Below are 25,260 nucleotides of genomic sequence, written 5' to 3'. Positions count from 1 at the left end.
AAATTTATTTAGGACACATATGTATGACACACAAACCACGCGTATTAACATGGCATATCCATGGATCGTACTTGTATTATTTATCCCAAGGTGACTATATCTTATATATTCCATATACGCCCGAAAGAGGACCTCGCTATGGCGGACGGGGAACAACCTTCCCTTTTGGCGACAATGTGATTGAAGTTCCTGCCTGCGAAGTGCGTAATCTCGACCTAGATCTTATCCTTTTTCAATGCGATGAAAATTACTTGGAAGATCAATATCTGATCCTGTCTGAAGTGCAGCAACAGTTACCTCGTATCTATATTGAACACGACCCGCCATGGCAGCATCCCTGTGATGAAGTTCATCCAGTCACCAATCCAGCCGTTACACTGGTGCATGTGACACACTTCAACCAGTTAATGTGGAAGGCAAATATTCCGGATGTACGTGTCATCACACATGGTGTAGATACACACGATGTCGCTTACAATGGTCGATTGGAAAAAGGGATTGTCGTTATCAACAACCTTCCCTCCCGTGGACGCATGCTAGGTAGCGATATTTTCAAGTATGTACAAAAGCAGGTACCATTAGATCTCATCGGAATGGGTAACGAACCCTATGGGCTTCGTGAAGTGCTCCATCCGCGCCTACCCGAATTTATTAAAGACTATCGTTTCTTTTTCAATCCAATACGGTACACAAGTTTGGGCTTAGCAATCTGCGAAGCTATGATGGTGGGTCTTCCCATCGTTGGATTGGCTACCACAGAGCTTTCTACCATTATTGAAAATGAAAAAACAGGCTATATCGGCTTAGAGATCGAAGAGCTCATCGCTAAAATGAAAATGCTGCTGAATAATCCCCAACATGCACAGCAGCTCAGTGTAAACGCACAGCAGAAAGCAAAAGAGCTTTTCGACATAGTTCGATTTGGACAACAATGGGAGAATTTAATTAATGAAAAAATTCATCAATATATACTATCATGAAAAAAAGAATAGCTTTTATTAGTGATCATGCCTCACCCTTAGCGACCCTCGGAGGTAAAGACAGCGGCGGCCAAAACGTTTATGTTGCCGAGGTTGCCATGCAGCTCGCTTTGATGGGCAATCAAATAGACATCTATACGCGATGTGAGCATCCAAGCCGAGAAGGGGTCGTCCTCTGGAAACCAAATATAAGGGTCATTCATATTGTCGCAGGCCCCAAAGATATACTCCCAAAGGAAGAGCTTTATGGACATATCGATGAATTTACCGCCCATACAATCGAATTTATGACCGCTAACCAGCTGAGCTACCAGTTGGTACATGCGCATTTTTGGCTGTCGGGTATGGTGGCCATGGAAATCAAGAAACAACTGCATATCCCCTTTGTTATTACTTTTCATGCCCTAGGTGCGGTGCGCCGCTTACACCAGGGGGGCTCAGACAAATTTCCGAAAATTCGTGAAAAAATTGAGAAAGATATCATTTGGGCAGCCGAACGCGTCATTGCCGAATGCCCAAACGATCTGAAGGACTTGATTCAACATTATCAGGCGCCACAGGATAAAATAGAAATTATTCCCTGTGGTTTTAATCCGGCTGATTTTCATCCAACAGACCGCACCGAAGCAAAGGAAAAGCTTGGACTTGATTCCGCGTACACCTACATTTTGCAACTTGGTCGCATGGTGAAACGAAAGGGAATAGACAATGTGATCGAAGCCTTTTCCCATGCGCACCATGCGCTGCCCGAATTGCGGCTATTGGTCGTTGGTGGAAATCTGGCGACAGCGGAAGACCGCGCAGAATTTGATCGTCTGCATCATCTGTGTATCGAGTTAAAAGTGGAAGATAAGGTCATTTTCACGGGACAACAGCGTCGTGATCTGCTTAGGTACTATTATGCTGCAAGTGAGCTTTTTATCACCACGCCGTGGTATGAACCATTCGGGATTACTCCGCTGGAATCCATGGCCTGTGGTACGCCCGTAATTGGTGCCGATGTGGGCGGTATATCGTTTACGGTAAGGCATGAAGAAACCGGCCTTTTGGTAGCGGCACAACAGCCACAACAATTGTCTGCTGCGATTGTTGACCTGATAAATAACGACCGTAAACGATTGAAATTTTCTGTTAATTCTCTACGCCATGTTAAATCCTTTACGTGGAAAGTGGTCAGCGAAAGTATTGCGCAGCTTTATGCACAATGTTTGCCTCAGGATGCCGAAAAAGAAACAATTACGCAGATCAGGCAAAGCTTTTTGGGTTCCTCAAAGACTTTCGAAAAAGCGGCAGAATCTTTGGCGCTTGGCATAGCCAGGCTGTCGTCCAAAATGGTCTCTGTATTGCATGAAGGTAAAAAAATCATGATCTGCGGCAATGGTGGTAGTGCCGCGGAGAGCCAGCATTTCGCTGCCGAGCTCGTGGGTCGATTTGAAATACCACAGCGTCCCGGCTATCCGGTGATCTCGCTTAACGCTGATGTGGCGGTTCTCACCGCATGGGCAAACGACTTTGGCTACGAAAGCGTATTTGCAAGACAGGTACAGGCACTTGGGCAACCAGGAGATATGCTGATCTGTTTAAGTACAAGTGGCAACTCGCCCAATATCCTAAACGCATTGAAAGAAGCCAGTAAAGCTGGGGTGATTTGTGCAAATTTGCTGGGAAAAGATGGTGGCGAGGCCACGCAATTCGGAGATCATAATCTCATAGTTCCTTCCGATCACACGGCCCGTATTCAGGAAGTACAGCTACATATTATTCACCAGCTCTGCGCACTGGTGGAACAGCGGATGGCAAATCTGAGTAGGAAAAATGAACACTTCGTTATACATAATAAATTGATCGCATCATGATGGAGAGCGCTGTTTTTCTGGATAAGGATGGAACGCTGATTAAGGATGTTCCCTACAACGTTGATCCCGCACGCATCGTTTGTTATTCCGACATTTTTGAGCCTCTAAGAGGGTTACAAAAAAGGGGCTATAAGCTCATTGTTATCAGCAATCAGTCGGGTATTGCCCGACGTTATTTTACAGCTGAAGATTTGGATATCGCTTTTTCAGCATTGCACGAACTACTCCGCTACGAGCACATCCAATTAGACGGTATCTACTATTGTCCACATGGCGATGTCATGGACGAACCGCAATGCTCCTGCCGTAAGCCTTTACCCGGAATGCTCTATCGGGCTGCCAAGGAGCTGAACATAGATTTAAAAAAATCCTGGATGATCGGCGATATCCTAAGTGATGTCGGCGCCGGCCGTGCGGCAGGCTGCAGGACCATATTGGTAGACCGAAGCCAGGAAGAAAGGAAACAGGAGCGAATTTCTGATCCTAAATATACACCAGATTTCATCGTAGATGATTTTTACGGATTGGCGCAACTTATCAACTCAGAAAAAGTAGATTATGAAAGATATAGCATTAAATAAACTTGTCGAAAATGGTTTTGACAATCCAAGGGTCCTTGTTTTGGGAGACTGTATGCTGGATATTTATCTAGATGGGGAATGCAAGCGGCTTGCTCCCGATGTCGCCGTACCCGTGCTCGATGTCCAATCCGTAGAACATTGCCTTGGCGGAGCCGGGAATGTGATCACGAACCTCAGCAATATGGGGGCCGTCGTGTCGGTCGTTAGTCTGTTGGGCGACGATAGCAGTGGACAGACAATAGCACGCAGTGTGCAGCGACAGGGAATTGACACGGGTGGCCTGCTCTATAATAAAAATTGTCAGACACTAACAAAAACACGATTACGTAGAGATGGACACTGTCTGCTTCGTTATGATATTGGTCAGAAGTATCATTTTAGTGCAGCGCTGGCCAACCAATATCTGACAGCGGTAAAAAAAGCCCTTCAACATGTCGACATTGTTTTTATTGCAGATTATGGAAAAGGTAACATCACGGATGAGCTCATTGTGCTGCTCGCAGAAGAACAGCAGGTTGAGCCCAAAATTATTGCCATAGACAGCAAAGATTACGACAAGTATGCATGCCTAAATCCCGACTTAATTAAGCCCAATTATGACGAAGCAAGAAAAATCCTGAGCCAGGAAGAAGAGGACGACCGCCTAACACAAGCATCGAAATGGCCCGAAAGCCTAGCTGCCTTGTCTCAGGCGAACTGGGTGGCACTTACCCTTGATAAGGATGGTGTTATCCTCTTTAAAAAAGGTGGTTCAGCAAAGCACTACCGGGTTCCTGCTTTAAAAGAAGGTAATTTCTCCGGCGCTGGCGACACCTTTCTGACCGTGCTTTGCTTGGCTTACTATAATAAACTTGATGCGGATATTGCGATAGCACTGAGTATAAAGGCAGCACAGATCGGTATACAAAAAAATGGTACAGCACATTGTAGCTGCACGGAATTAGCCCAGCGCCTTACGAACAAAGATGATAAATTAATTACCGACCTGAATCATCTTGAAGCACTATGCGATGGACTTCGGAAAGAAAATAAACTCGTATTCACCAACGGTTGTTTCGATATTTTCCATGCCGGCCATGCCCATTACCTCGGTGCAGCTAAGGCACAGGGTGATATTTTGATTGTCGGCATCAATACAGACGAGAGCATCAGACGTTTAAAAGGAGCAACAAGACCTGTCAATTCGCTTGACGATCGAATTGAAGTATTGCGGGCGCTTGGAGCTGTAGATTATATTGTACCGTTTGGTGATGAATTATCGGACAACCCTATCCCGATCATCGAAAAGGTTAAACCGCATATCTTTGTAAAAGGTGAAGCATACCAAAATAAAGAACTGGCCGAACAAGGGCTACTCCAAATACTAGGGACACAACTCGTATTTATTCCGCATGTCCATCAGCAGTCGACTACTAAAATCATTCAGCGGGTGCAGGAAAAGGACAATCAACTGTTAAAGAAAATCAGCTAAAATGGGGACTTGGAAAGATTGTAAAAACATGTTGATCATTCGCTTAGACAATATGGGCGATCTGATCATGAGTAATGCAGCGCTTCAGGAAATTAAATCAGCGAATGGAAATTGTAAAATCACATTACTTGCGTCAGAAATGGCTGTTCCCATTATCCCCTACCTAGGCACTGTCGATGACTATATACAATACGATGCCCCTTGGATGAAATTGAGCTCGCATGACACGGTTGCTTCGACTGAAGCATTGATTGCTGCAATTAAAAAGCGGGAGTTTGATAGCTGTATTATTTTCAATGTATACAGCCAAAATCCAATGGCTTCGATCATGTTGGCATATCTAGCGGAAATCCCCCTGCGAGCGGCTTATATGCGCGAGAATCCCTATACGTTGCTTACCCATTGGATACCAGACAAAGAACCCCTGTTTGAGATACAGCACCAAATAGCACGTGATCTCGAACTGGTCAGACTACTTGGCATCAGCCGGTCGATCAATCGATTACCGAGCCTAATTGTACCCCGAGGTCAATTATCGAATTTAATTCCTTTACGTGGGGGGAAACAGATTATTGTCAATTGTGATGTTTCGGAGCAAAAAAGACGAATTCCCCGTGCTGTCGCACAACAATTGACGCGGCAGCTACTTGATTCAGCATTTCAGGTCATACTTGTTGGCAAGGAATACAACGATTACCTGAGATCATGTTTTTCAGAACTCGTAAGGGAAAATCTGATTAACCTTATTGGAAAGACGACAATTGATGATCTCCTACTCCTCGTAGCACATGCAGATGCTGTGCTCACGGTCAACACGGGCGTTGCTCATATTGCCTGCGCGCTACAAAAAACCACGTTGGTCCTTTACGCTCAAACAAACCCGCAGCATATCCCATGGTCGCAGGATACTGACTTTATCCTTTACCCCGTCGACCCTGCTCTGCGCTCCAAAAATACGATTAACAGCTTTGTCGATAAGCAGAATGGATCATCTAGAATGACACCGTTAAGTGTTGAAAATATCATGGATAAATTGAATTCATTACTTAAGCATTCCTCCCAAAAACAGACAGCGCCGGAAGGACCCGTCTGATCTCGCGTACAATATGCTCTATGGCGATAGGTTTGGTCAGATCAAAAGTGATATGCAGTGCTGTGTTGAGTGGCCCCCAACGCTCGGGCTCACCATCTAGACTTATGACCACACTTTTTGCTTCTAAAGCAGCGGCAATATGGGATATTCCTGTGCAGTTGCATACAAGTAAAGTCGATTCCTTCAAAAGACAGCCAAGCGTACCCAAATCAAGTCTAGAACAGAGGTTAAGCACAGGTCCTTCAAGTATGCGCTGCAGTTCATTGACCAAAGATTCTTCAGCACTTACCCCAGTCAGGACAATCTGATATCCCATTTGCTGCATTAAGTTCGCAAGAAATCCGAAGTTTTCAATAGGCCAGCGTCGTTTGGCGTCCCGACTGCCCACATGGATAATAACGAAAGGATAGTTTATTTCAGCTTTTATTTTCCTATAGGCCTCCCAATCCTCGGGAAATAAGGGGAAATACATTGTACGGTTTGGAATTTTTAAACCTAGAAATTCCATAAGAGCTAGGTGCCTGTTCACCTCGTGAAGCTTTCCTGGATAAGTCATCCAGTCGGGGTTGTCAATTGAAGCTGTTGGTTGAAATCCTACCAGTCGCTTTGCCGCAAAATTCTGTAAAAAATCATTCACCACAGTTCCATCTCCCTGCATCTGAATCAGAAGGTCAAATTTTTCCGCTTGCATCTGCTTGACGAATCGTTCAAGATTGTCGGGATTATATGCAATTTCGGGAAGCTGCGGATGCCCGGGAAAATCCACATATTCATCGATGCAATCAAAGCGTTCCATCAATACACGCATATGAGGCAAACCAATAAAGTACAGTCTGGCATCGGGATAATGCGACTTCAATGCCCTTATGGCGGGAATAGAGGACAGTAGATCGCCCAGCTGAAGGGCTCGAAAAATAGCTATCTTAAACATACCATCGATTTTAAGGATAGACAACCCCCAAGGAAATACGGTTTGATTTATTCCTTTTTATCAATCAAAGCGTTTTTCCTATGCTAAATCATATTATTTCAAACCTTCATCATATTATTTCAAACCTTCGCGGATTTAGATCCGTTCTCTTGAAACATAGAAAAAACATAAACAAAATTTAGTTATATGGAGAATTTAAAAAATAAGCGGATAGCGATATTAGTAACAGATGGATTTGAAGAAATAGAATTGACTAGCCCAAAGGAAGCCTTGGAAAATGCAGGCGCCAAAACAGACATTATATCACCGGCTGAAGGAACAGTGCGGGCAAAAAATGGAGATGAATGGTCAAATGACTATCCTGTCGATGTTGCTCTGCAGGAGGCAGAAGAGAATCGATATGACGGATTGCTGCTACCAGGCGGGGTCATCAATCCTGATAAATTGAGGACGAATAAAACGGCTATTGCATTGATCAATGCTTTCTGGGAACGGGATAAACCGATCGCAGCCATTTGCCATGGACCTCAATTACTGATTAACGCGGATCTGGTGCGTGATAAAAAAATAACGTCCGTTGAAGCCATTCAAATGGACCTGATTAATGCAGGCGCATTATGGGAAGACAGCGAAGTGGTGATTGACGACAAACTTATTACAAGTCGTACGCCCGACGATCTGCCCGCTTTTAATAAAGCCATCATTAAAGCGTTTGCGACAGAAAAAAAGAACAAAGCGTAGTAGTACAGTTTCAATAACGTATAAAATCGGCCAACCTTTAGATCTTGTAACATGTTCAGCATATAAATAACACATAAAACAGTATATTATGAATACAACAAAAAGTTCAAGCCATACGACTGCCAAAGGGCAATCGCAAAGCAGCAACGCTAACAAAGAAAAAAAATCAGCGACAACAACAGGAAAAAGTGCTTCAGCGTCTAAAGGATCGCAAAACGGAAGTTCTGATAAAACCAAAGCTGAACTCTTGGAAATGGCAAAGAAAATGGAGATCACCGGGCGTCACGATATGACGAAAGATGAACTTGCTAAAGCCATTGAGAAGCAGGGCAAAAAATAGAAATGTCATTCACGGACAAGTGCTGATTAGTCCTGAAAATAGATACAGATTTTCAGCTAGAAACTAAGCTTAACAGAAAGACCCGCAATTTTAAATGCGGGTCTTTCTTATTTCTTCCTTTCTTTTGGCCTATCTGTAGGATCATTGGGCATCTCGTTCAACTGATCCACCTGCGGGTCTACTCCGGCCTCGGCATCGCCCTGATCCTTATCGCCTACATCTCGCAGTGTCTCTCCATTTACACCTAACTTGACCTTTTTCTTTTTTTCCATTTCGGTTCCGACGACGCGGTTTTCATTTTTTGTTGCCATATTCCTCTATTTTTTGTTTTTATTGTTTAATCAATGTAAGAGCATGTGATGAAAACCGAAGCTGACAAGACCAGCTGTATTTTTTGTATTCGTTTTCTCGATCAGTTTCTGTCGGTGCCCTTCCACCGTACGTTTGCTCAAAAAAATACGCTCTGCAATTTCGCCGTTGGTGTATCCCTGTGCGATGAGTTCCAATACATGCAATTCGCGTTCTGAAATATCATATTTTAACAAAACACGATTTAGGTCTGGAGCCCTGTCCGCAAAGTTTTTATAATCGTTAAGGCAGGAAACACTTAAGGAACCACTGATATATTTTTCTCCTTTGGCAACCTGCCGTATACCAAAAAGTACCTCATCACAACTACTATCTTTCACTAAATAGCCATCTGCTCCTGCACGCAATACATCTGCGGCAATGTGTTTGTCATTTTCCATCGTCAAGGCAAGGATTTTTATATCGGGGTATTTCTGTTTAACGAAATCAATGAGAGCTATCCCGCCCATTTCACCCATATTAATATCCGTAAGGATAATATCTGGTCGCTGATCGACATTCAACACATCCAAAGCTGCTTCAGCACTTTCAACATCAGCCAAAACAGTAATGTCATCTTGCGTTTCTAAAATCAGCCGAAAACCACTTCTTACCAAATGATGGTCGTCAACAAGCACTATCTGAATCATAGCTATCTGTTTAATGAACTTATGTACTTCTAGGAACAGCACCCAATTGTAAAAAGTTTTTTACAATTGAATTTATCTAAAAAATAAAGAAAATAAGATTGATTTTCTTTTTCTATCATAATAGCAAATATAGAAAGCGAAACGCTTTTGACCTGAGCTTTGTTCTCCTACTAAGTGCATGCAGGTGACATGCCATCATTAAACGATAGATAATATGAAAAACTCAACAAAATTAATTGCCGTCAGTCTATTATGCTTAGCAGCCTATGGATGTAACGGCGCTAAAACTGATGATCAAAAATCACAGGAACTGATGCGTGATTCCGTTCCCAACGATACCACGACGATACAATATCGCGACACCACATCTTCCGAATCCCGTGGAGAAATCCCGCCGACACCACAGCCGGATACAACGACAAAAAAATAAAACGAATGTAACTTGGCTAATGTTCTTGGCTTGATAATAGCATAATTATGAAGTCCTCCCGTCGTGAGATGGCTGGAGATTAGATTTATTGTAGAGAGCTAGACAATGTAAACATTGTCTAGCTTTTTTATTTGGGCACTATTCGAAGGTCAGATTGATTTTCGAAAATCCCAATCCCTGTAAGAGCGGTTTAAAAACGGTGGTTGCATTGGCCTTGGTCTGCTGCAGGATATCCGATTTCTTTACATCATCAGCAACAGCTTTTTCCGCAGCTTTATAAGCTTCATCCACGAGCTCTGCTTCGCGCAAGAAAGCCATTTTCGTATCATAGACTTTGGACGCCTCGTGGTCGATCTTGATGTAACAAATTTCTGGAGCCGGCAATTTGATGGAGACCGAATCCCCCAAAACCGTGATATCTTCCGGACTAAGTTTCGTCAAATTCACACAGCCTACAGCATCTGCTTTCACGATGAGTAATACACTTGCATCCGGTAAAAAAGTATTCACGTTTTTGTGCTCTACAACATCACTGTAACGGTATTTGACCAATTCCAGTTTTCCCATGGCTTCAATACGGTCCACCAACAGCTGATGTTTACTTTCCACTGTCGGTCCGCTGTTATATTTATGATACACAAACCAGGCGCCAACTGCCAAAATGGCTACGATAATTAAAAATTTTAAAAATTTTCCCATAAACTATACTATACAAATTAAAGACCAAGCTGCTTTTTTAGACATTTAACCTGAAAATATTACCTCAATATTATTCTTCAGGGTCACTAAATGGGCATACTTGAAAATTATACCTTTTGATAGACAATTGTTTAGTTAAAAAGTTTAAAAAACATTTGGAACATATGAGCTATAATACTACTTTTGTGACATCAAAATCACGGTAGGTATAGCTCAGTTGGTTAGAGCACTAGATTGTGGTTCTAGGGGTCGTCGGTTCGAGCCCGATTACTTACCCAAAAGGCAGATCAAATGATCTGCCTTTTTTGTTTCTAGTCCCGTCTGTTTGCTCCCGTCTGTTAGCGCCACATAAACCCGCCAATACGGAAAAAGCGGAGCAACTTGTTGATCACGGTTAAAGCAGGTTTTTTAATCTTCCATTTTAATCCATCGAATCCTGTGGGAGCCGCATTGAAATCTTTCACTGTCGCCGCCCCTGTTTTCATATGGATCGGCGCTTCATCCCTTCGAAGTTTCTCCACCACCAGGATGCTATCGTAGTAGTGTAGAGACCCTACCGAACGCGTAAATCCGTTGACCTTCAATCCACGTTGCTCAGAATGGTAAGCATTGATGTAATCAATAAAATTTTTACTATACTCTATAAAAGTACCATTCCTTTTATGGCCACCACCATAAAATACCTGATAAGATGTATGTAAATCTTCACAAAGGTATACGCCATTGTCTTTCACATGATCAAAAAGCTCCTCAAATGTCACAATCTGTTGTTTCATCGTATGGCCACCATCATCAATCAATATATCGATCGGCGGAATAGACTCTTTTACCTGACGCAGAAACTTTCGGTCGGACTGCGAACCAATAAAGATCTCGACATTTTCTTCTTCGAGTTCCTTACAGTGCGGATTGATGTCAATACCATATATTTTAGCACGATCGCCAAAATAGTTCTTCCACATCTGCAGACTTCCACCCTGAAAAACCCCAACTTCCAACACCACGATCTCTTTGCCTTTGAAACGACTAAAATGTCTGTCGTATATATCGAAATAATGCATCCATTTATTGATTAGCTTCGCATTATTATTTCGGAAATAAGTTTCTAACTCGTTCATGTCCTTCGGTCTATTTTAAGGGGTTCTGGTTTTTTATGTGTTGAATTTATTGAAATATAACGAAATAAGCAACGATATATTTTTCTCCAGTCTAATTTTAAAATTCAATTTTAAAACATTCAAATAATTTTCCTACATTTACATAACTAGTTATATAATTACTTATAATACGATGGAATTATTTGAAAAAACAGGAAAAATAGCCTTAGGTAGCAGATTGCGTTACATGGCTTCCAACATCACAGAAGAAGCCGCCCGGATACACGAGCTTTATCAGATTGAATTTGCACCCAAATGGTTTCCCGTATTCTTTATTTTATCGGAAGGTGATTCCAAGACAATTACTGATATAGCAACAGAGATTGGCCACTCCCAGCCGTCGGTCACTAAAATCGTTAAAGAAATGATCGAAGCGGGCCTACTTGAAGATAACCTTCGCTCTATGGATAAACGGAGAAATATGGTTGGATTGAGTAATAAAGGAAAAATGCTATGGGAAAGAATGAAAATTCAATGTATCGATATCGATCGTGCCATTGATGGGATTATCCAGGAAGCTACGCACAATCTATGGGAAGCTTTAGCGGAATGGGAATTTCTCCTTGAACAAAAATCCTTATTGAAACGGGTGCAAGAGCAAAAGAAAATGCGTGAAAGTAAGGATATCAACATTGTACCGTACAATCCAGCCTACCGCTTAGCATTTAAGTCCTTGAATGAGGAATGGATTTCCACCTATTTTGAATTGGAAGAGGCGGACCATAAAGCACTTGACAACCCTGAGGAGTATATTTTGGCAAAAGGCGGCAAAATTATGGTTGCTCTTTATAATGACAAGCCCGTAGGTGTATGTTCACTTATCAAAATGAATCATCCCGATTTTGACTATGAATTGGCAAAAATGGTGGTTTCTCCAACAGTGCAAGGCAAAAATATAGGCTATCTTTTGGGAAAAGCAATTATTGAAGAAGCAAAGACTCTAGGGGCTTCAAAACTGTTTCTCGAGAGCAACACCATTTTAAAACCTGCGATCAATCTCTATCACAAGTTAGGTTTTCAAAAAATCAATGGCTTTCCAAGTACTTATCAACGCTGTAATATCCAGATGGAACTGGATTTAAAAAAATAACCCTGCGCAGTAGAAACATACACTGGAATAGTCAACTCAGATAAGCGAATGAATGCTTCCTTTTTTTGGGGAAGCATTTTTGTTTAATTAATTTTCAAATAAAAGGTGATACTTTTCGCTAAATTGGTACATGTCTATAAATGATATTGCTATGCAACAATTGATCAATTCAAATCGAACAATAGACCGGCAGGTGCTCTTTATGAACTTGTATAAAAGTACATTTCCTATCGTGGCTAAGTATATCAGTCGCATGGGCGGTAATTTAGATGAAGCCAAAGATGTATTTCAGGACGCTTTACTGGTGTATTATGAAAAGATACATTTAAAAGAAACACCACTAAACAACGCTATTGGTTATTTGGTCGGAACAGCCAAAAATCTATGGCTTAAACGGTATGGTCAATCCAGCCCAAACCTCTCCCTAGATCAAGTGGATATTGCTTTGACAACCGAAGAGTCTCCTTCTAGCGCAAGGCTGTTTCGCTTTTTGGAGATTGCCGGGCGCAAATGTTTAGAACTTTTGAAAAGCTTCTATTATGATCAAATGTCCCTGCAAGAAATTGCAGATGAATATGGCTATTCGGGCGTAAGGAGCGCCACTGTACAGAAATTCAAATGCCTGGAGAAAGTTAGAGAATCCGTTAAAGAAAAATCCCTGGTTTATGATGACTTCATGGAATGAGACCCAGCAGATAGAAGCATATATCTTTGGAATGGCTGAACCAGAAGAAGCGTTGCTTTTTGAAGCGCAATTGGTATTGGACGAAGAATTGGCAGACAAGGTTATTGCGCAACAAAAAGCTTATGAAGCTATTCAGCAATTTGGGCGCAAACAATTAAAAACTGAAATTGAAGCCATAACGCAAGCATTATTTACATATCCTGAACATGTCTCTTTTAGAAAAAAAATACTAAAGTTATTTCGCAAATCCTAAATTCTTAACATCATGACGATTGACAAAAATGAGTTCCGCAAATTTGCGGTAGGGCACTGCTATGTCCAAAAAGATCTGGTGGATCATTACATTTCCGGTATCGAGCAATCCCGCATGCCGCTTGCCATGACTCCATATATCACCGAAGAACGCGAATTGCGCGTATCACAGATGGACGTATTTTCCAGATTGATGATTGACCGTATTATCTTTATGGGTGCTGCCGTAGAATCCAACATCGCCAATATCGTACAAGCCCAGCTGCTATTTCTTCAATCTGTTGATCCCAAAAAAGATATACAACTGTATATCAACTCTCCTGGCGGCGAAGTTTATGCTGGATTAGGTATTTATGATACTATGCAATTGATCAGTCCTGATGTTGCAACAATCTGCACCGGTATGGCACTCTCTTTTGGCGCGATATTACTCTGTGGCGGCGCCGCCGGCAAGCGTAGCGCCCTGCAGCACGCACGGGTGATGTTGCATCAACCGCTGGGCGGTGTTCAAGGGCAGGCATCTGACATTGAAATTACAGCCAATCAAGTGTTGAAAATAAAGAAGGAGCTGTACGATATTATTGCCAAACATAGTGGACAAAGCTATCAACGTGTACATGATGTTAGCGACCGGGATCACTGGATGGTTGCTTCAGAAGCAAAAGAATTTGGAATTATTGACGACGTACTGACCTAGCGATGATCATTAAATTTATGAACAATTTCAAACGGACTATTGACAGACTATTGTCAATAGTCCGTTTAATTTTGTTATCAATAAATTTAGATCATCATGAAATTAACATCCATTCGACTGATTGCAAATGACATCCAGCAATCCGTCACATTCTATGAAGAAATCCTGGGCCTCACCGCGCAATGGTTTACACCAGATTTCGCTGAAGTTTCCACCAGTTCGATTACCATAGCTATTGGAAGTACGCGTACGATGCAAATGTTTAGCGACAGCCCCACTGTCTTTGGCAACACGGCCCCCATTATTATTGAATTTTTAGTGGAAAATGTAGATCATGAATATATTCGGATCAAAAATAGTGCTTCAAAAATCGTTCAGGAGCCGACAACAATGCCTTGGGGCAATCGCTCATTGCTTTTTTGTGACCCCGATGGTAACCTGCTTAACTTTTTCACGCCACTGAGCCCTGAGGCCATCAAGAAATTTGGTTTAGACGCTACTAACTAGTCTGCTCATCTGACAAGATACTAACATCGAATATAGTATCTTGTCTTCATTAATTGACATTTAACAGCTATTCAGCTCATGGCCCTCATTAAAGATATATATACACGGGAATTCTATCAGTTTATTGCTGATCAGTTCCACCGCGTTGATAACAATTTTAACAGAGAACAGTTTATCAAACGTGTTTTTGCAGGCAGTTTTCATGAAATGGAATGGAAACAGCGCACAAAACATAGCACAGCGGTCTTGCATGAATTTATGCCGAACTCCTTTCCTGAAGCAGCGGCCTTACTAAGACAAGTTGTGGGACATCTCCTAAAAACGAAGCATCCGGGAGGACTTGAATATGTTATTTTTCCAGACTATATCGAAACTTACGGCATCGAAGATTTTGAAACAGCTGTACAGTCATTTGAAATCGTCACGAGATTTATCAGCTGCGAATTTGCCGTTCGCCCATTTATTATCAACTATGGATCTCGAATGATCGCGGAAATGGAAAGGTGGTCCAAAAGTCCACATGCTCAGGTACGACGCCTTGCAAGCGAAGGATCTCGACCTCGACTCCCTTGGGCGATGGCAATTCCATCGTTGAAAAATGATCCTACTCCTATCCTGTCCATCCTACAAAACCTCCATAATGATTCATCCGAGAGCGTCAGAAGAAGTGTAGCCAACAATCTCAACGATATCGCTAAGGATCATCCCCATCTTGTCTTGGGTATTGCCCAGCAATGGAAAGGTATCAGTAAAAATACAGATGCTATCATCAAACATGGCTGCCGTACCTTACTCAAACAAGGGCATCCAGCAATTCTAAGCTTTTATGGACTGGATTGTAGCGATTTCGATGTTACCAATCTCAGTATTCATACACCGGCTGTTAAAGTAGGTGAACATCTTATTTTTTCTTTTGAAATCGAGAATGGAAGCAGCACCGCTAAATCACTACGTCTGGAGTATGGGTTATATTATCAAAAATCAAATGGCCAGCTATCTCGAAAGGTTTTTAAAATTAGTGAACGAATTTATCAGGGAGCTGAGATAAACCGTATCGAGCGAAAGCAATCTTTTAAATTGATTACCACCCGGAAATTCTATGCAGGGAAGCATAAAATCTCCATTATTGTCAATGGGCGAGAAAGGGTCCAACAGGAATTTGAGCTATTGCACATTTAATGGGACATAAGAAACAAACGAAGGGCTTTCGTGTTCTACTAGAAACAATAGAATATGCGCTGGATGACTTTTTCCAAGGTATATGTGGTAGGTGGTTTATATTAATATGAAGTCTGTTATGAAGAAAATTCTCTTAATCTTTTTTGTCTTACTTATTCTATTTATCATTGGGCTTTTCATTAGAACGCTGACTTATCCGTTTACGCGAGTCAAAAAATCGGAGGTGGCGCCAATGCCGCCAGCGGTCAATGACAGCATTGTTGCCCGATTTGCCGGCGGTATCAAAATAGCCACCATCTCTATTGGCGACTCGATATTATTTAATCATGCTCCTTTTGAAGAACTTAATAATTATATCAGGTACAACTTTCCACTGATCTATCGCTCGCTGGAAACCTATACAATCAATGGTCATGCACTGGTCTTTCGACTCAAGGGAAGCGACAAGAGCTTGCTTCCGCTACTCTTTCTTTCCCATACGGATGTCGTCCCTCCTGGTTCAGCTGCCATAAAAAACAACGATTCATCACTATTTCAGCCTAGCGACCAGGCGATACCACCTGTAAGCGAAATCGCCGAAGAGTGGGACTATGCACCTTTTTCGGGAGCAGTAGCCAACGGCCGCATTTATGGACGTGGAAGCTTAGACATGAAAGGCATGCTTTTCTCCTTACTTGAAGCGACAGAACAGCTGGTTCGAGAACAGGTACAGCCCAAGCGGGATATCTACCTCGCTTTTGGTTTTGATGAAGAAGTTGGGGGCGTACGTGGCGCAGCCAAAATAGCAGACTACTTCAAAGAAAAGGGCCTTAAATTCGAAGCCGTTTATGACGAGGGTGGACTCATTCTGGAAAAGGGCTCGGTCGAGGGGATCAGCTCGGATGTAGCATTGATCGGTTGCGCGGAGAAGGGATTTTTATCCCTGAAAATAAAGGTTAAAGGTCTTGGTGGGCACTCTTCGATGCCCCCAACAACGAGTGCAATTGGTCAAGCGGCAGTCATCATGCAGCGCTTAGAAAATCACCAGATGAAAGCACAGATCAACCCCATTATCCAAAACTTCTTTCAACAGGTTGGTGGCAGCATGCCTTTTGCCTCCCGATTTGCGATCGCTAACCGCTGGCTTCTTGAACCTTTACTTCTGGCTCAACTAACGAAAAACCATTCGACTAATGCTCTCGTGCGAACAACTACGGCACTGACAATGATGAAAGGCAGCGATGCCCCCAATGTCCTTTCACCTGAAGTTGAATTTGTTGTCAATTTTAGACTGCTACCCGAAAACACCCTACAGGAAGTTCGGGATCATGTCGAGCAGGCTACAAGCGGGTTTGATGTTGAGATGGAACAGGTCGACAATGCCCGAGAAGCATCCAAAGTTTCACCAACAGACGCTAAAGCCTACAAAATGATGGAAATTGCTATCCGCAGACTATACCCCGATCTTATTATTACGCCCTACCTGACGGTGGGCGGAACCGACGCCATCAAATATCAGCATCTCAGTGATCATATCTATCGTTTTATGCCCATTAAAATTAATCACGCCGAACAGCAGAGTATGCATAGTACCAATGAATACATCAGCATTGAAAACTACCTGAAGATGATAGACTATTTTTATTACATGATGCGTCACTACGACGATGAAAAGATTTAACCATGGACAATCTTCGCAATTACATTCACACACTGGTTGATTTTTTAACAAACACAGATAAGAAATATGAAAACAGACAATAACGCACTCTTGGAATTCGAAAAATTTATGGCTATCCGATTGAAATCCTCAACAGATTTTGTGGAGGGCCATTTTGACTCTCTTAAAGACATTTCTGTCTCGAATGAGCCGGCAACAATTTTTCCGCCCAATGGAATATACATCTCTGGGGTATCCGAGGTCAATGATTTTAATCAAAAAGGAGCTTCCAATTTCCTTCCGGGTGCAGAAAACAAATTTGAAGTGATCCATCAATATGCCTGTGATTCGCTAGCTTACTGGACGGGTATACAACGTTCGACAGTCAACGTAAAAGGGCGAGATTCAGCAGTGATTTTCAATCTCAGAATCACCGAAATCTTCAGAAAAGAGCAAGGCAATTGGAAGCTTTTGCATCGACATGCCGATAAACTGGCCGAATAATCGAGATGGCTTAGCAAATCGTCAGATAAAACGGCTGTGTGCAGCAAACCACTGGAGACTATTTAAGCTATTGTGCATTGCAGCATTTACCTAATGATAGTTCATTAAATAAACAATGGTGACTATCTAACGTATCCCTTTTGTTACAAAAGCAATTCACACAAACGATTGCATTGAATGATTTTCGTTTAATTTAATTGTATTTATAAAATTAGAGTCAACAATTAAATTTAACTTATGAGATATCCCAAATTTACACTACTGCTTTGCGCGGTATTGGCAAGCTTTCTGTCTTGCAAAAAAAGCGAGGTGCAAACCAATTTAGAAGAGAAATTATCGCTCCGCGCTGCATCCCCTGGAGCAAGCGGATACGAAGTTCCCTTAGGTGGTAATGCCTTTGTTACTTCAGCACCTTCCGGTGCAGTTGAAGTCATCAATAGCAATGGCTTGGCAAACTGGACCAATGCCAATAGTGTGATCAGTACCTATGCAAAGGTCCCCCAAGCAGGCGCTTTACGTGTTAAAATAAGGGCTAAAGTATTACCGTCCGGCGATAGCAGTACGGTGAAGTTAACGATCAACGGTGTAAGTAAACAAATCAAACTTAAGGGTGGAACCCTTAAGGATTACACTGTTGGTACCTATTCGCTAAATGCGGCGGGTTATATAAAAATGGATCTTCAAGGTGTATCCAAGTCAGGTGGTTACTTTGCCGATGTATCCCATTTGATTTTAGATAGTTCGGCAACGAATGGCACAGTAATTTATAGTGACAATAATGTAGATAATACCTACTATTGGTCGCGACGGGGTCCATCCTGCCATTTGAGTTATACCATTCCAACAAATCAGCAAGTTTCCTATTATTATAGCGAGGTGAAAGTCCCCGCAGGAGAAGATAAAATAGGATCTTACTTTATGGCAAATGGCTTCGGCCAAGGATATTTCGGAATGCAGGTCAATTCAGCGACAGAGCGCAGAATATTATTTTCTGTTTGGAGTCCATATAGCACCGATAACCCATCACAAATACCTGCAGAGGACCGCATTACATTAAATAGAAAAGGTGCAAATACCACGACAGGAGAGTTCGGTGGCGAAGGTTCTGGCGGACAAAGCTACCTCAAGTTTAATTGGACTGCCGCTACTACCTATAAATTTTTATTAAAGGGAGAACCTGATAATAATGGAAGTACTGATTTTACAGCATGGTTTAATGATCCTTCGACCAATACTTGGATACTCATTGCAAGTTGGAAACGTCCCAAAACAAATACTTATTTAACAGGATTTCATAGCTTCCTCGAAAATTTCAACGCCGACAACGGCTTTCTGGGACGTTCGGCAGAATATAGTAATCAATGGGTTCGAACATCTGCTGGAACTTGGCTGAAAGTCGTGGAAAGTACCTTTACGGTTGATGCAACCTATTCCAATAACCAGCGGATAGACGCCATTGGCGGAATAACCGGGAATAGCTTCTTCCTTAAAAATGGCGGTTTTTTCAATACTGTCGTAAATCCCGGAACGAAATTTACACAAGCAGGTACTGGCACAGCACCTTCAATAAATCTAACAACACTGCCGTAATACGCATGTTTACAGCAAATTATTAGTAGTTTATATTCCATGTAAAGGGGCGATACGTTCAAATGAAGTATTGCCCTTTTAAAAACTTAACCTTGTGATATTTACATAACAATTCGTACCTTTCACTAACACTTTAATAAAATTAGCTAATCCCCCGCCTTGGGCAGGTTGTAAACCCAATGGCTTTTCCGAATACCGACGATAGATTCCAGCATCAAGAACAATAAACTTGTTTATGAATATACTATCCAAACCCTTATTTATCCTATTGAGCACCCTGTTGCTAATTAGTAGCCTTTCATCAAACGGACAGTATCTTTCACCCATCAATACTGACCATAAACTTAAAAACCAACTCGATACAATTGTAAACTGTTCCGTTGTTGATTATCTTTCCAACAACAATACATTTAGTGTGTCTATTGGGATTTATATTAAAGGGCACAAAACAACCTACACCTACAGTAGAGAAAAGTTACCAAACGCCGATAACTATTACAACATTGGATCGGTGGCGAAAACCTTTGTCGGCGCTCTACTTGCGCAAGCGGTCCTTGATAAGAAAATCAACCTCGATGATGATATCCGTAAATACTTGCCAGGAGGTTATTCCAATTTACAATACCGCGGCCATGGAATCCGCGTTAAGCATCTAGCAAATCATACTTCTGCCCTTCCAAAGACTTTCAGATCGCTACCTACCAAAGTTGTCGATAGTTTAAGGGGGCTCACTATTCCGGAACAGGTAGACTATCTTGGAAAGTACAGTCGTGACGACCTATTGGATGATCTGAGGAAAGTCAAGCCCGACACCGTCCCAGGTACAAAGTTCAGTTACAATAGCACGGCTGTGATGGTACTTATTGCGCTATTGGAAAGTAGCTATAAAGATTCCTATGAACATCTTATCAGCGCATATATGAAGGGACACCTCGGTATGCATTATACAACGCCCTATTTAGATGAGTCACAAATAAACGACGTTGTACAGGGCCATGACAATAAAGGTCAGCCTGTTCCATTTGCGAATCTGAGCGGGTTTTACTTTGGTCCCACAATGAATTCAACGATCAATGATATGTTGATCTACATCGAAGCCAACCTCAAACTAAACGATAGAGCCCTTGGTCTAACACATCAACTGACTTATGGAAAAGACGATGGATTTGGTATGGGGCTCGGTTGGATGATCAATCGTGACGAACGTGGGGTTCGCTATTTCTATCACGATGGAAATACTAAAATAGGCTACAATACCTTATGTGTGCTGTATCCCACAGATGATTATGGTATCGTTATTATGGTCAACGACACCATTGATCAACGCAAGGTCAGTGAACTTAAAAATGACATTAGACATCAGTTATTACTGTATGATCGGCGACAGGTTCAGCCTTCATCTTCAGCAGAAAAGAAGGATTAAAATTAAGTTATCATTAAAAAAATATGTATTTATTTTTAATTCAATAAAAAATAAAATTAAAATAAGAGAAGTAATAATAAATTCTCCCAAAATATTATTAATTTTCGGAAACTAACCAATGTGGAAATCGGTGAATGTTTATTTTTTTAACTAAAGAAAGGAGGCAAACAAAACAACGACAATGAGAACCGCTTGAAAAACCAAGCACATTTAAATTAATGATTCATTCACAAATCTTAAAAACTAAGTTATGTTAAAATTAACCAGTCGCTGGAACAGACTTTATGCTGTTTTGGCCGTAGTTTCCACATTTTCTATTTTTAGTTGCCAAAAAGCTTCATTAACTCCTGAGAGTCCAGAAGCACAACTGAACAAAAAAGCTGCTGTATCCGCACAGGCAGGAGCTACAATTGCAACATTAAATTGGGATCAAACCTATCAAAAGATTGATGGATTTGGTGCATTCGGAGGCCGGATTGTTCCATTCTTTGAATCCGCAAAAAGAGATAGTATTCTGGATTATTTATGGGGAGGCAGTGGATTGAAACTGAATATCCTTCGTGGAAAAGTACTTCATACCTATCCTTTTAATCAACAGACCAAGGTCGTTACCATTAAACCGGCAGGAGTTTCGATTGACGTAGACCCCAATAGTGCGACTTATCAGAATTTGACAGCAGATGAAAAAGAACAGCTTGGACAGGTCTGGATCATCAAGAAAGCAAAAGAAAGATTCCAAGTTCCCTTCGTTATGGCAAGTACCTGGACTCCGCCCTTATACATGAAGACCAATACGAGCAGTATTTCCGCGAAATGGTTTAATGGACTTAATTTTAATACTTCTTCAACAGCTTTCGCGCGCTACCTGACTGGATTTGTAAAATCATTTCAAAATGAAGGAATTACAATCAATGCTATCTCTCCTTCAAATGAGCCTGAAAATGTCTTTTCAGACTGGGATGCTTCTTATTGGGACGCTTCGCATTTGGGACAATTTATTACCAACAATCTCCGTCCAGAATTAAACGGCGCTGGTCTACAATCCACCAAGATTATATCTTCCGAAAATGCGGCCTGGGGAACTGCCGATAATTTCCTCTCAGGCATGGACAGAAGCAATGTCGACATCCTTGCGGGGCACGGCTACGTTGAAATAAGTGGCATCATCACTGGTCAACGTGGGTTTAACCAGAGTCCGTCCATGTGGAATTTTAGTATTGGTGGTAAACCAATGTGGGTAAAAGAAGCGTCCGATGATGGCGGCAATTATGACAGTGGCATTGAAGGCGGCTTGAAACTGGCCGTTAATATGCACAAACTACTGGCGGATTGTAATGCCAATGCCTATGTGTTTTGGCTAGGGATGCTGGCATTTCAAAATAATGAGGCGCTTATTTGCACAAAGAGTGATGGTTCTTTGGAGTTTCCAAAAACGTATGATGTGATGGGACATTATTCCAGGTTTATCAAAGCAGGTTATATGCGTATCAATGTAGCGGTTCAAAATGGAAATGGCTTATTGATTTCGGCTTACAAAGATCCTCAATCAGGTAAGTTTGCCTTAGTTGTCACCAACACGGGTACTGCAGCTGTTCCATTGGATATCAACCTCACAGGTTTTGCAAGCGGTGCGCTGAACAATTACCAAACCACGGCAAGCAGTTCTGGCCATTGGGGTAATGTCGGAGCTGTAACACCAAACAGCTCAGGTGTCTATTCCTTAACAATACCTGCTAAAAGTATAAGCACTTTAGAAGGCAACAAACTTTAATTTGTTCATCATACTGAGGGAGCTGTCCTCCCTCAGTGTATTGTTCAAAACACATATTCTAGTTCTAAATTTTGTGCCATTGCCTATTTCCCTTTATCTTGAAAACTTAACTTTCCATAGCATCTGAAGATATGCCTTCGAAAGCATAAAAATTTGAACGACTTCTAAAAATAAGAATTTAAAGAACAAAATCCAGCTGGCTTTCGTTCTTTAAAAAATCAATTCTAAATCATTAGGAAATATAATGTTTAAAAAACAAATTGAAGAACGCACCTGTTCTTTCCGAACTAAAATATATTCCAATATCTTTGCTACCTATATTTTGGAAAAACTACTATGAAATTGCGCTACCTTACGATGCTTACTCTTGGGATATGTACTATCTCTGGATTAAAAGCACAAGAAAAATCAAATCTTATCAAACTAAATCTTTGGCCCCTATCTGTCGGAAATATTGCATTGGAGTATGAAAGATCGCTCAATGAGCACCTATCGATCAATGGAACGATAAGTTATCGTCCAAAAACCAATTTACCCTTTAAATCCCTATGGGAATCTGTTTTTGATGATGATAATAATATTTTGGGTGAAGCTAAATTAGGCGCTTTTTCCATTACCCCCGAAGTACGTTTCTACCTCGGGAATAAAGAAGTGTTAAAAGGATTCTATATCGCGCCCTTTGTCAAATACGCCAATTACAGTGTACACACAAAGATTACCGTCGATGAATCAAATTATCACCGTGAAGTACCTCTATCGGGCAGCTTAGATGCTTTTACCGGTGGGGTAGCTGTCGGTAACCAATGGAAACTTGGACAAAACATCTATTTAGACTGGCGCATTGTCGGTCCCGGTTATGGCTTCAACAATGGAAAGTTCGAAGGGAAAACTCCATTAAATGCAGACGAACAACGCGAAGTAAGGAGACAACTGGATGAATTTGATAGTAAACTCATGAAAATCAAAAAAGAAGTAAATGCCGATGGCGTAACACTAAGCACTAGCGGACCGTTTGCCGGTATTCGCACAGCATTATCCATAGGCTACCGGTTTTAATTACAAGATCCTACGTTCCTCGTATCATCTTTTCCCATAAGCGCACAATATTGGTGCGCTTTTATCCATAGCAATCGCTAAGGATCCTTTGTGCAGTTTTCATTCCAGTTTCGGGAAGAAATAGATCAACTATTTAGTAAATACCCAAGGATTTCTATCTTTGCACAACGGATCACCAGAATATTTAAACAATTAATTAATAACGATTATTTCGCCGCGAGGTTAGTTTCAGACTTGTTTAAACCTAATTTGATTATGTACGCCAATTTTCAAAGTCAGCTAAAGTCTACAACTAAAACCGCCATTATCTTGGTGAGCACTATTAAGGAATAACATCCCTATCGCTAGTTTTTTAAATTAGATTATGCTCACGGGCATACTTAAGCACTTGTCCTATGGTTTGACATTCTGCTTTTGCCATCATCTTCCTGCGATGTGCAACAACTCTGTGTGGGCTCAAAAAGGTGTAAAAAGCAAATAAAAGACCGTTTATTATCCAATAAAAAAGCAATTGAGCAAGACCTGAGCTATTGACCTCTTCTTGCTCCATTGTTTTCTTTAAATGGTGCTGGATTTTATGCAATTATTCGATCCCGGATTCTGGTAGTTCCAACAATCAAATCCACTTAGTCTTCTATCCACTATTTAGAATGGCCCTTAGGAGGTGTTTCCAGAATTTTAATAAAATGTCCCTAATTTTATCTTTAATATCATTTTCTCCAAATACTCTTGCTACCTTTGTTCTTCAAATTAAATTAACATGCCAAAAGAGACAAGAACAGGGCTTTATCAGGGAATCATCGAAAAAGATGACAACGGGAATTACTTTTGTGGTCCCTACCTACTGGATTATCAGACCGTAGAAACTTACTATAAATTGGGCGATCGCGTTAGTATCAAAACCATTATCAAAAATACAAGCCGCAAGAGTATGGAAGCTTATCCGCAAAAATCAGTTAAATTTTCCTATGCGTCAGAGGATCATGGAAATGATTAAAACCCATTTAGATTGAACAATATAAATAACAAGGCCAGTTCTACAGAAATGGCCTTGTTATTTTCAAGATTGTTTTTGACGCGAGGCGAAAAACAAAGCCTCTGATTTTTGGTAAATCAAGAGGCTTCAACATAATCAAATGGATCGATTACTTTATAAAATAGGTATATTTTTTTTCAGCATAAAGAATGTACATTCAATAACTTATCTAAATGATGCATCTAAAATTCATTTTCCATAAAAGCTATTCTAAATTCACATTCTTTTTGAGCGATTCAACCCGTCGTCGCTACCATTTAGTGTAAGTGTCATTACTGATTTACGCTTCAAATATAAAAAACTAGTTTAATAGCTTCCGAGCGGAGATAATTGCTTGTGTCTAATTTTCGTTGAAATAGCGATTCAGTACGATGAAATTAAAGAGCGGAGTAAGGCGATATATCTCGATAATAAAATTATATTTGCAAAAAAAACAATTAACCCAGCAATGAATAATAAATGTCTTAATTGCAATTGTGCGATAGAAACCATTTTTTTGCGGCTATTGTGGACAAAAAGCTGCAATGCCCAGAACACGATATTAATGCCGTAAT

General features: G+C 41.2%; 27 protein-coding genes and 1 tRNA gene. 22 read left to right on the top strand and 6 right to left on the bottom strand.

Translation table 11 applies throughout. The annotated features are described in order from the left end of the window. The 5 genes from B4Z47_RS21840 to B4Z47_RS21820 all read left to right on the top strand — a co-directional run. A partial coding sequence (locus B4Z47_RS21840; protein ID WP_349676669.1) for a glycosyltransferase occupies positions 1–980 on the top strand: 980 nt, incomplete at its 5' end. After that, complete coding sequence (locus B4Z47_RS21835) at positions 977–2,836, top strand: glycosyltransferase (protein WP_115048610.1); 1,860 nt, start codon at positions 977–979, stop codon at positions 2,834–2,836. The genes B4Z47_RS21840 and B4Z47_RS21835, both read left to right, overlap by 4 nt. Further along, a complete protein-coding gene (locus B4Z47_RS21830; protein WP_070564412.1) occupies positions 2,833–3,417 on the top strand; it encodes a D-glycero-alpha-D-manno-heptose-1,7-bisphosphate 7-phosphatase in 585 nt (194 codons plus the stop codon). The genes B4Z47_RS21835 and B4Z47_RS21830 overlap by 4 nt, the downstream gene beginning before the upstream one ends. Next, positions 3,395–4,888, top strand: a complete 1,494-nt coding sequence (locus B4Z47_RS21825; RefSeq protein WP_115048608.1) for a PfkB family carbohydrate kinase — start codon at positions 3,395–3,397, stop codon at positions 4,886–4,888. Before B4Z47_RS21830 ends, B4Z47_RS21825 begins: the two co-directional genes overlap by 23 nt. Before the next feature lie 28 nt (positions 4,889–4,916). Continuing rightward, positions 4,917–5,981, top strand: a complete 1,065-nt coding sequence (locus B4Z47_RS21820; protein WP_208641773.1) for a glycosyltransferase family 9 protein — start codon at positions 4,917–4,919, stop codon at positions 5,979–5,981. On the opposite strand, the gene B4Z47_RS21815 is transcribed toward B4Z47_RS21820, so the two are convergent. Continuing rightward, entirely contained in the window at positions 5,935–6,912 is a 978-nt protein-coding gene (locus tag B4Z47_RS21815) for a glycosyltransferase family 9 protein (RefSeq protein ID WP_115048604.1), read from the bottom strand. The two genes, B4Z47_RS21820 and B4Z47_RS21815, sit on opposite strands and share 47 nt — an antisense overlap. Positions 6,913–7,098: 186 nt before the next feature. Here B4Z47_RS21815 and B4Z47_RS21810 point away from each other — a divergent pair, with 186 nt between their 5' ends. Both B4Z47_RS21810 and B4Z47_RS21805 read left to right on the top strand, forming a co-directional pair. After that, positions 7,099–7,653, top strand: coding sequence for a type 1 glutamine amidotransferase domain-containing protein (locus B4Z47_RS21810; protein ID WP_115048602.1), 555 nt, complete (start codon positions 7,099–7,101; stop codon positions 7,651–7,653). An 88-nt stretch (positions 7,654–7,741) separates the two neighbouring features. Continuing rightward, on the top strand, positions 7,742–7,993 hold the full coding sequence (locus B4Z47_RS21805) for a Rho termination factor N-terminal domain-containing protein (RefSeq protein ID WP_070564428.1): 252 nt from the start codon (positions 7,742–7,744) through the stop codon (positions 7,991–7,993). Between the two features lie 107 nt (positions 7,994–8,100). Here B4Z47_RS21805 and B4Z47_RS21800 read toward each other — a convergent pair whose 3' ends face one another. Continuing rightward, positions 8,101–8,304 (bottom strand): hypothetical protein, encoded by a 204-nt coding sequence (locus B4Z47_RS21800; RefSeq protein ID WP_070564431.1) that lies wholly within the window; start codon positions 8,302–8,304, stop codon positions 8,101–8,103. A 30-nt stretch (positions 8,305–8,334) separates the two neighbouring features. Next, positions 8,335–8,991 (bottom strand): response regulator transcription factor, encoded by a 657-nt coding sequence (locus B4Z47_RS21795; RefSeq protein ID WP_115048601.1) that lies wholly within the window; start codon positions 8,989–8,991, stop codon positions 8,335–8,337. A gap of 214 nt (positions 8,992–9,205) precedes the next feature. Between B4Z47_RS21795 and B4Z47_RS21790 the strand changes: the two genes are divergently transcribed. Then, on the top strand, positions 9,206–9,421 hold the full coding sequence (locus B4Z47_RS21790) for a hypothetical protein (RefSeq protein WP_070564437.1): 216 nt from the start codon (positions 9,206–9,208) through the stop codon (positions 9,419–9,421). Between the two features lie 138 nt (positions 9,422–9,559). Here the strand turns inward: B4Z47_RS21790 and B4Z47_RS21785 are convergent, their stop codons facing one another. Further along, positions 9,560–10,120, bottom strand: a complete 561-nt coding sequence (locus B4Z47_RS21785; protein WP_046676305.1) for a DUF4230 domain-containing protein — start codon at positions 10,118–10,120, stop codon at positions 9,560–9,562. Between the two features lie 202 nt (positions 10,121–10,322). Between B4Z47_RS21785 and B4Z47_RS21780 the strand changes: the two genes are divergently transcribed. Next, positions 10,323–10,396, top strand: a tRNA-His gene (locus B4Z47_RS21780). A gap of 62 nt (positions 10,397–10,458) precedes the next feature. On the opposite strand, the gene B4Z47_RS21775 is transcribed toward B4Z47_RS21780, so the two are convergent. After that, positions 10,459–11,238, bottom strand: coding sequence for a class I SAM-dependent methyltransferase (locus B4Z47_RS21775; protein ID WP_083295870.1), 780 nt, complete (start codon positions 11,236–11,238; stop codon positions 10,459–10,461). A gap of 172 nt (positions 11,239–11,410) precedes the next feature. On the opposite strand from B4Z47_RS21775, the gene B4Z47_RS21770 reads away from it, so the two are divergent. The 12 genes from B4Z47_RS21770 (at position 11,411) to B4Z47_RS21715 (ending at position 23,670) form a co-directional block, all read left to right on the top strand. Beyond that, positions 11,411–12,367: a bifunctional helix-turn-helix transcriptional regulator/GNAT family N-acetyltransferase gene (locus B4Z47_RS21770; protein ID WP_070564440.1), complete on the top strand. Its 957-nt coding sequence runs from the start codon at positions 11,411–11,413 to the stop codon at positions 12,365–12,367. Between the two features lie 151 nt (positions 12,368–12,518). Next, positions 12,519–13,052: an RNA polymerase sigma factor gene (locus B4Z47_RS21765; protein WP_070564571.1), complete on the top strand. Its 534-nt coding sequence runs from the start codon at positions 12,519–12,521 to the stop codon at positions 13,050–13,052. Beyond that, positions 13,033–13,305: a hypothetical protein gene (locus tag B4Z47_RS21760; RefSeq protein ID WP_139144943.1), complete on the top strand. Its 273-nt coding sequence runs from the start codon at positions 13,033–13,035 to the stop codon at positions 13,303–13,305. The genes B4Z47_RS21765 and B4Z47_RS21760 overlap by 20 nt, the downstream gene beginning before the upstream one ends. A 12-nt stretch (positions 13,306–13,317) precedes the next feature. Then, positions 13,318–14,001 carry an ATP-dependent Clp protease proteolytic subunit gene (locus B4Z47_RS21755; RefSeq protein WP_070564446.1) on the top strand — a complete coding sequence of 228 codons (684 nt, stop codon included), beginning with the start codon at positions 13,318–13,320 and terminating at the stop codon, positions 13,999–14,001. A 96-nt stretch (positions 14,002–14,097) separates the two neighbouring features. Beyond that, complete coding sequence (locus B4Z47_RS21750) at positions 14,098–14,508, top strand: VOC family protein (protein WP_070564449.1); 411 nt, start codon at positions 14,098–14,100, stop codon at positions 14,506–14,508. A 78-nt stretch (positions 14,509–14,586) separates the two neighbouring features. After that, complete coding sequence (locus tag B4Z47_RS21745) at positions 14,587–15,687, top strand: DNA alkylation repair protein (RefSeq protein WP_115048599.1); 1,101 nt, start codon at positions 14,587–14,589, stop codon at positions 15,685–15,687. A 118-nt stretch (positions 15,688–15,805) separates the two neighbouring features. Beyond that, the gene (locus B4Z47_RS21740; protein WP_115049563.1) at positions 15,806–17,347 is read left to right on the top strand and encodes a M20/M25/M40 family metallo-hydrolase; all 1,542 of its coding nucleotides are present in this window, start codon (positions 15,806–15,808) and stop codon (positions 17,345–17,347) included. A 66-nt stretch (positions 17,348–17,413) separates the two neighbouring features. Continuing rightward, entirely contained in the window at positions 17,414–17,830 is a 417-nt protein-coding gene (locus B4Z47_RS21735) for a nuclear transport factor 2 family protein (RefSeq protein WP_070564452.1), read from the top strand. 237 nt (positions 17,831–18,067) lie between these two features. Then, positions 18,068–19,420: a DUF3472 domain-containing protein gene (locus B4Z47_RS21730; RefSeq protein ID WP_070564455.1), complete on the top strand. Its 1,353-nt coding sequence runs from the start codon at positions 18,068–18,070 to the stop codon at positions 19,418–19,420. A gap of 235 nt (positions 19,421–19,655) precedes the next feature. Continuing rightward, the gene (locus tag B4Z47_RS21725; protein WP_115048597.1) at positions 19,656–20,843 is read left to right on the top strand and encodes a serine hydrolase domain-containing protein; all 1,188 of its coding nucleotides are present in this window, start codon (positions 19,656–19,658) and stop codon (positions 20,841–20,843) included. A gap of 250 nt (positions 20,844–21,093) precedes the next feature. Continuing rightward, positions 21,094–22,614: a glycoside hydrolase gene (locus B4Z47_RS21720; RefSeq protein WP_115048595.1), complete on the top strand. Its 1,521-nt coding sequence runs from the start codon at positions 21,094–21,096 to the stop codon at positions 22,612–22,614. 336 nt (positions 22,615–22,950) lie between these two features. Next, positions 22,951–23,670 carry a DUF3575 domain-containing protein gene (locus B4Z47_RS21715; RefSeq protein WP_083295872.1) on the top strand — a complete coding sequence of 240 codons (720 nt, stop codon included), beginning with the start codon at positions 22,951–22,953 and terminating at the stop codon, positions 23,668–23,670. Positions 23,671–24,022: 352 nt separating this feature from the next. Here B4Z47_RS21715 and B4Z47_RS21710 read toward each other — a convergent pair whose 3' ends face one another. Further along, positions 24,023–24,220, bottom strand: coding sequence for a hypothetical protein (locus B4Z47_RS21710; RefSeq protein ID WP_115048591.1), 198 nt, complete (start codon positions 24,218–24,220; stop codon positions 24,023–24,025). 210 nt (positions 24,221–24,430) lie between these two features. On the opposite strand from B4Z47_RS21710, the gene B4Z47_RS21705 reads away from it, so the two are divergent. Further along, positions 24,431–24,667, top strand: a complete 237-nt coding sequence (locus B4Z47_RS21705; RefSeq protein WP_070564469.1) for a hypothetical protein — start codon at positions 24,431–24,433, stop codon at positions 24,665–24,667. The last annotated feature ends 593 nt before the right edge of the window (positions 24,668–25,260 follow it).

The sequence above is a fragment of the Sphingobacterium sp. UBA2610 genome, from assembly GCF_002339225.1.
GTDB classification, from domain to species: Bacteria; Bacteroidota; Bacteroidia; order Sphingobacteriales; family Sphingobacteriaceae; genus Sphingobacterium; species Sphingobacterium multivorum.
The sequence above is the reverse complement of the archived record's forward strand: the minus strand, read 5'-3'. Positions and strand labels throughout refer to the sequence as shown.

What these genes read in the sequence shown, in the direction of transcription:
- B4Z47_RS21805 (WP_070564428.1), top strand. Translation starts at nt 7,742, where the DNA reads ATGAATACAACAAAAAGTTCAAGCCATACGACTGCCAAAGGGCAATCG.
- B4Z47_RS21815 (WP_115048604.1), bottom strand. Translation starts at nt 6,912, where the DNA reads ATGTTTAAGATAGCTATTTTTCGAGCCCTTCAGCTGGGCGATCTACTG.
- B4Z47_RS21785 (WP_046676305.1), bottom strand. Translation starts at nt 10,120, where the DNA reads ATGGGAAAATTTTTAAAATTTTTAATTATCGTAGCCATTTTGGCAGTT.
- B4Z47_RS21825 (WP_115048608.1), top strand. Translation starts at nt 3,395, where the DNA reads ATGAAAGATATAGCATTAAATAAACTTGTCGAAAATGGTTTTGACAAT.
- B4Z47_RS21810 (WP_115048602.1), top strand. Translation starts at nt 7,099, where the DNA reads ATGGAGAATTTAAAAAATAAGCGGATAGCGATATTAGTAACAGATGGA.
- B4Z47_RS21820 (WP_208641773.1), top strand. Translation starts at nt 4,917, where the DNA reads ATGTTGATCATTCGCTTAGACAATATGGGCGATCTGATCATGAGTAAT.
- B4Z47_RS21790 (WP_070564437.1), top strand. Translation starts at nt 9,206, where the DNA reads ATGAAAAACTCAACAAAATTAATTGCCGTCAGTCTATTATGCTTAGCA.
- B4Z47_RS21740 (WP_115049563.1), top strand. Translation starts at nt 15,806, where the DNA reads ATGAAGAAAATTCTCTTAATCTTTTTTGTCTTACTTATTCTATTTATC.
- B4Z47_RS21730 (WP_070564455.1), top strand. Translation starts at nt 18,068, where the DNA reads ATGAGATATCCCAAATTTACACTACTGCTTTGCGCGGTATTGGCAAGC.
- B4Z47_RS21715 (WP_083295872.1), top strand. Translation starts at nt 22,951, where the DNA reads ATGAAATTGCGCTACCTTACGATGCTTACTCTTGGGATATGTACTATC.
- B4Z47_RS21705 (WP_070564469.1), top strand. Translation starts at nt 24,431, where the DNA reads ATGCCAAAAGAGACAAGAACAGGGCTTTATCAGGGAATCATCGAAAAA.
- B4Z47_RS21745 (WP_115048599.1), top strand. Translation starts at nt 14,587, where the DNA reads ATGGCCCTCATTAAAGATATATATACACGGGAATTCTATCAGTTTATT.
- B4Z47_RS21775 (WP_083295870.1), bottom strand. Translation starts at nt 11,238, where the DNA reads ATGAACGAGTTAGAAACTTATTTCCGAAATAATAATGCGAAGCTAATC.
- B4Z47_RS21800 (WP_070564431.1), bottom strand. Translation starts at nt 8,304, where the DNA reads ATGGCAACAAAAAATGAAAACCGCGTCGTCGGAACCGAAATGGAAAAA.
- B4Z47_RS21750 (WP_070564449.1), top strand. Translation starts at nt 14,098, where the DNA reads ATGAAATTAACATCCATTCGACTGATTGCAAATGACATCCAGCAATCC.
- B4Z47_RS21765 (WP_070564571.1), top strand. Translation starts at nt 12,519, where the DNA reads ATGCAACAATTGATCAATTCAAATCGAACAATAGACCGGCAGGTGCTC.
- B4Z47_RS21835 (WP_115048610.1), top strand. Translation starts at nt 977, where the DNA reads ATGAAAAAAAGAATAGCTTTTATTAGTGATCATGCCTCACCCTTAGCG.
- B4Z47_RS21720 (WP_115048595.1), top strand. Translation starts at nt 21,094, where the DNA reads ATGTTAAAATTAACCAGTCGCTGGAACAGACTTTATGCTGTTTTGGCC.
- B4Z47_RS21735 (WP_070564452.1), top strand. Translation starts at nt 17,414, where the DNA reads ATGAAAACAGACAATAACGCACTCTTGGAATTCGAAAAATTTATGGCT.
- B4Z47_RS21760 (WP_139144943.1), top strand. Translation starts at nt 13,033, where the DNA reads ATGATGACTTCATGGAATGAGACCCAGCAGATAGAAGCATATATCTTT.
- B4Z47_RS21795 (WP_115048601.1), bottom strand. Translation starts at nt 8,991, where the DNA reads ATGATTCAGATAGTGCTTGTTGACGACCATCATTTGGTAAGAAGTGGT.
- B4Z47_RS21770 (WP_070564440.1), top strand. Translation starts at nt 11,411, where the DNA reads ATGGAATTATTTGAAAAAACAGGAAAAATAGCCTTAGGTAGCAGATTG.
- B4Z47_RS21710 (WP_115048591.1), bottom strand. Translation starts at nt 24,220, where the DNA reads ATGGAGCAAGAAGAGGTCAATAGCTCAGGTCTTGCTCAATTGCTTTTT.
- B4Z47_RS21725 (WP_115048597.1), top strand. Translation starts at nt 19,656, where the DNA reads ATGAATATACTATCCAAACCCTTATTTATCCTATTGAGCACCCTGTTG.
- B4Z47_RS21755 (WP_070564446.1), top strand. Translation starts at nt 13,318, where the DNA reads ATGACGATTGACAAAAATGAGTTCCGCAAATTTGCGGTAGGGCACTGC.
- B4Z47_RS21830 (WP_070564412.1), top strand. Translation starts at nt 2,833, where the DNA reads ATGATGGAGAGCGCTGTTTTTCTGGATAAGGATGGAACGCTGATTAAG.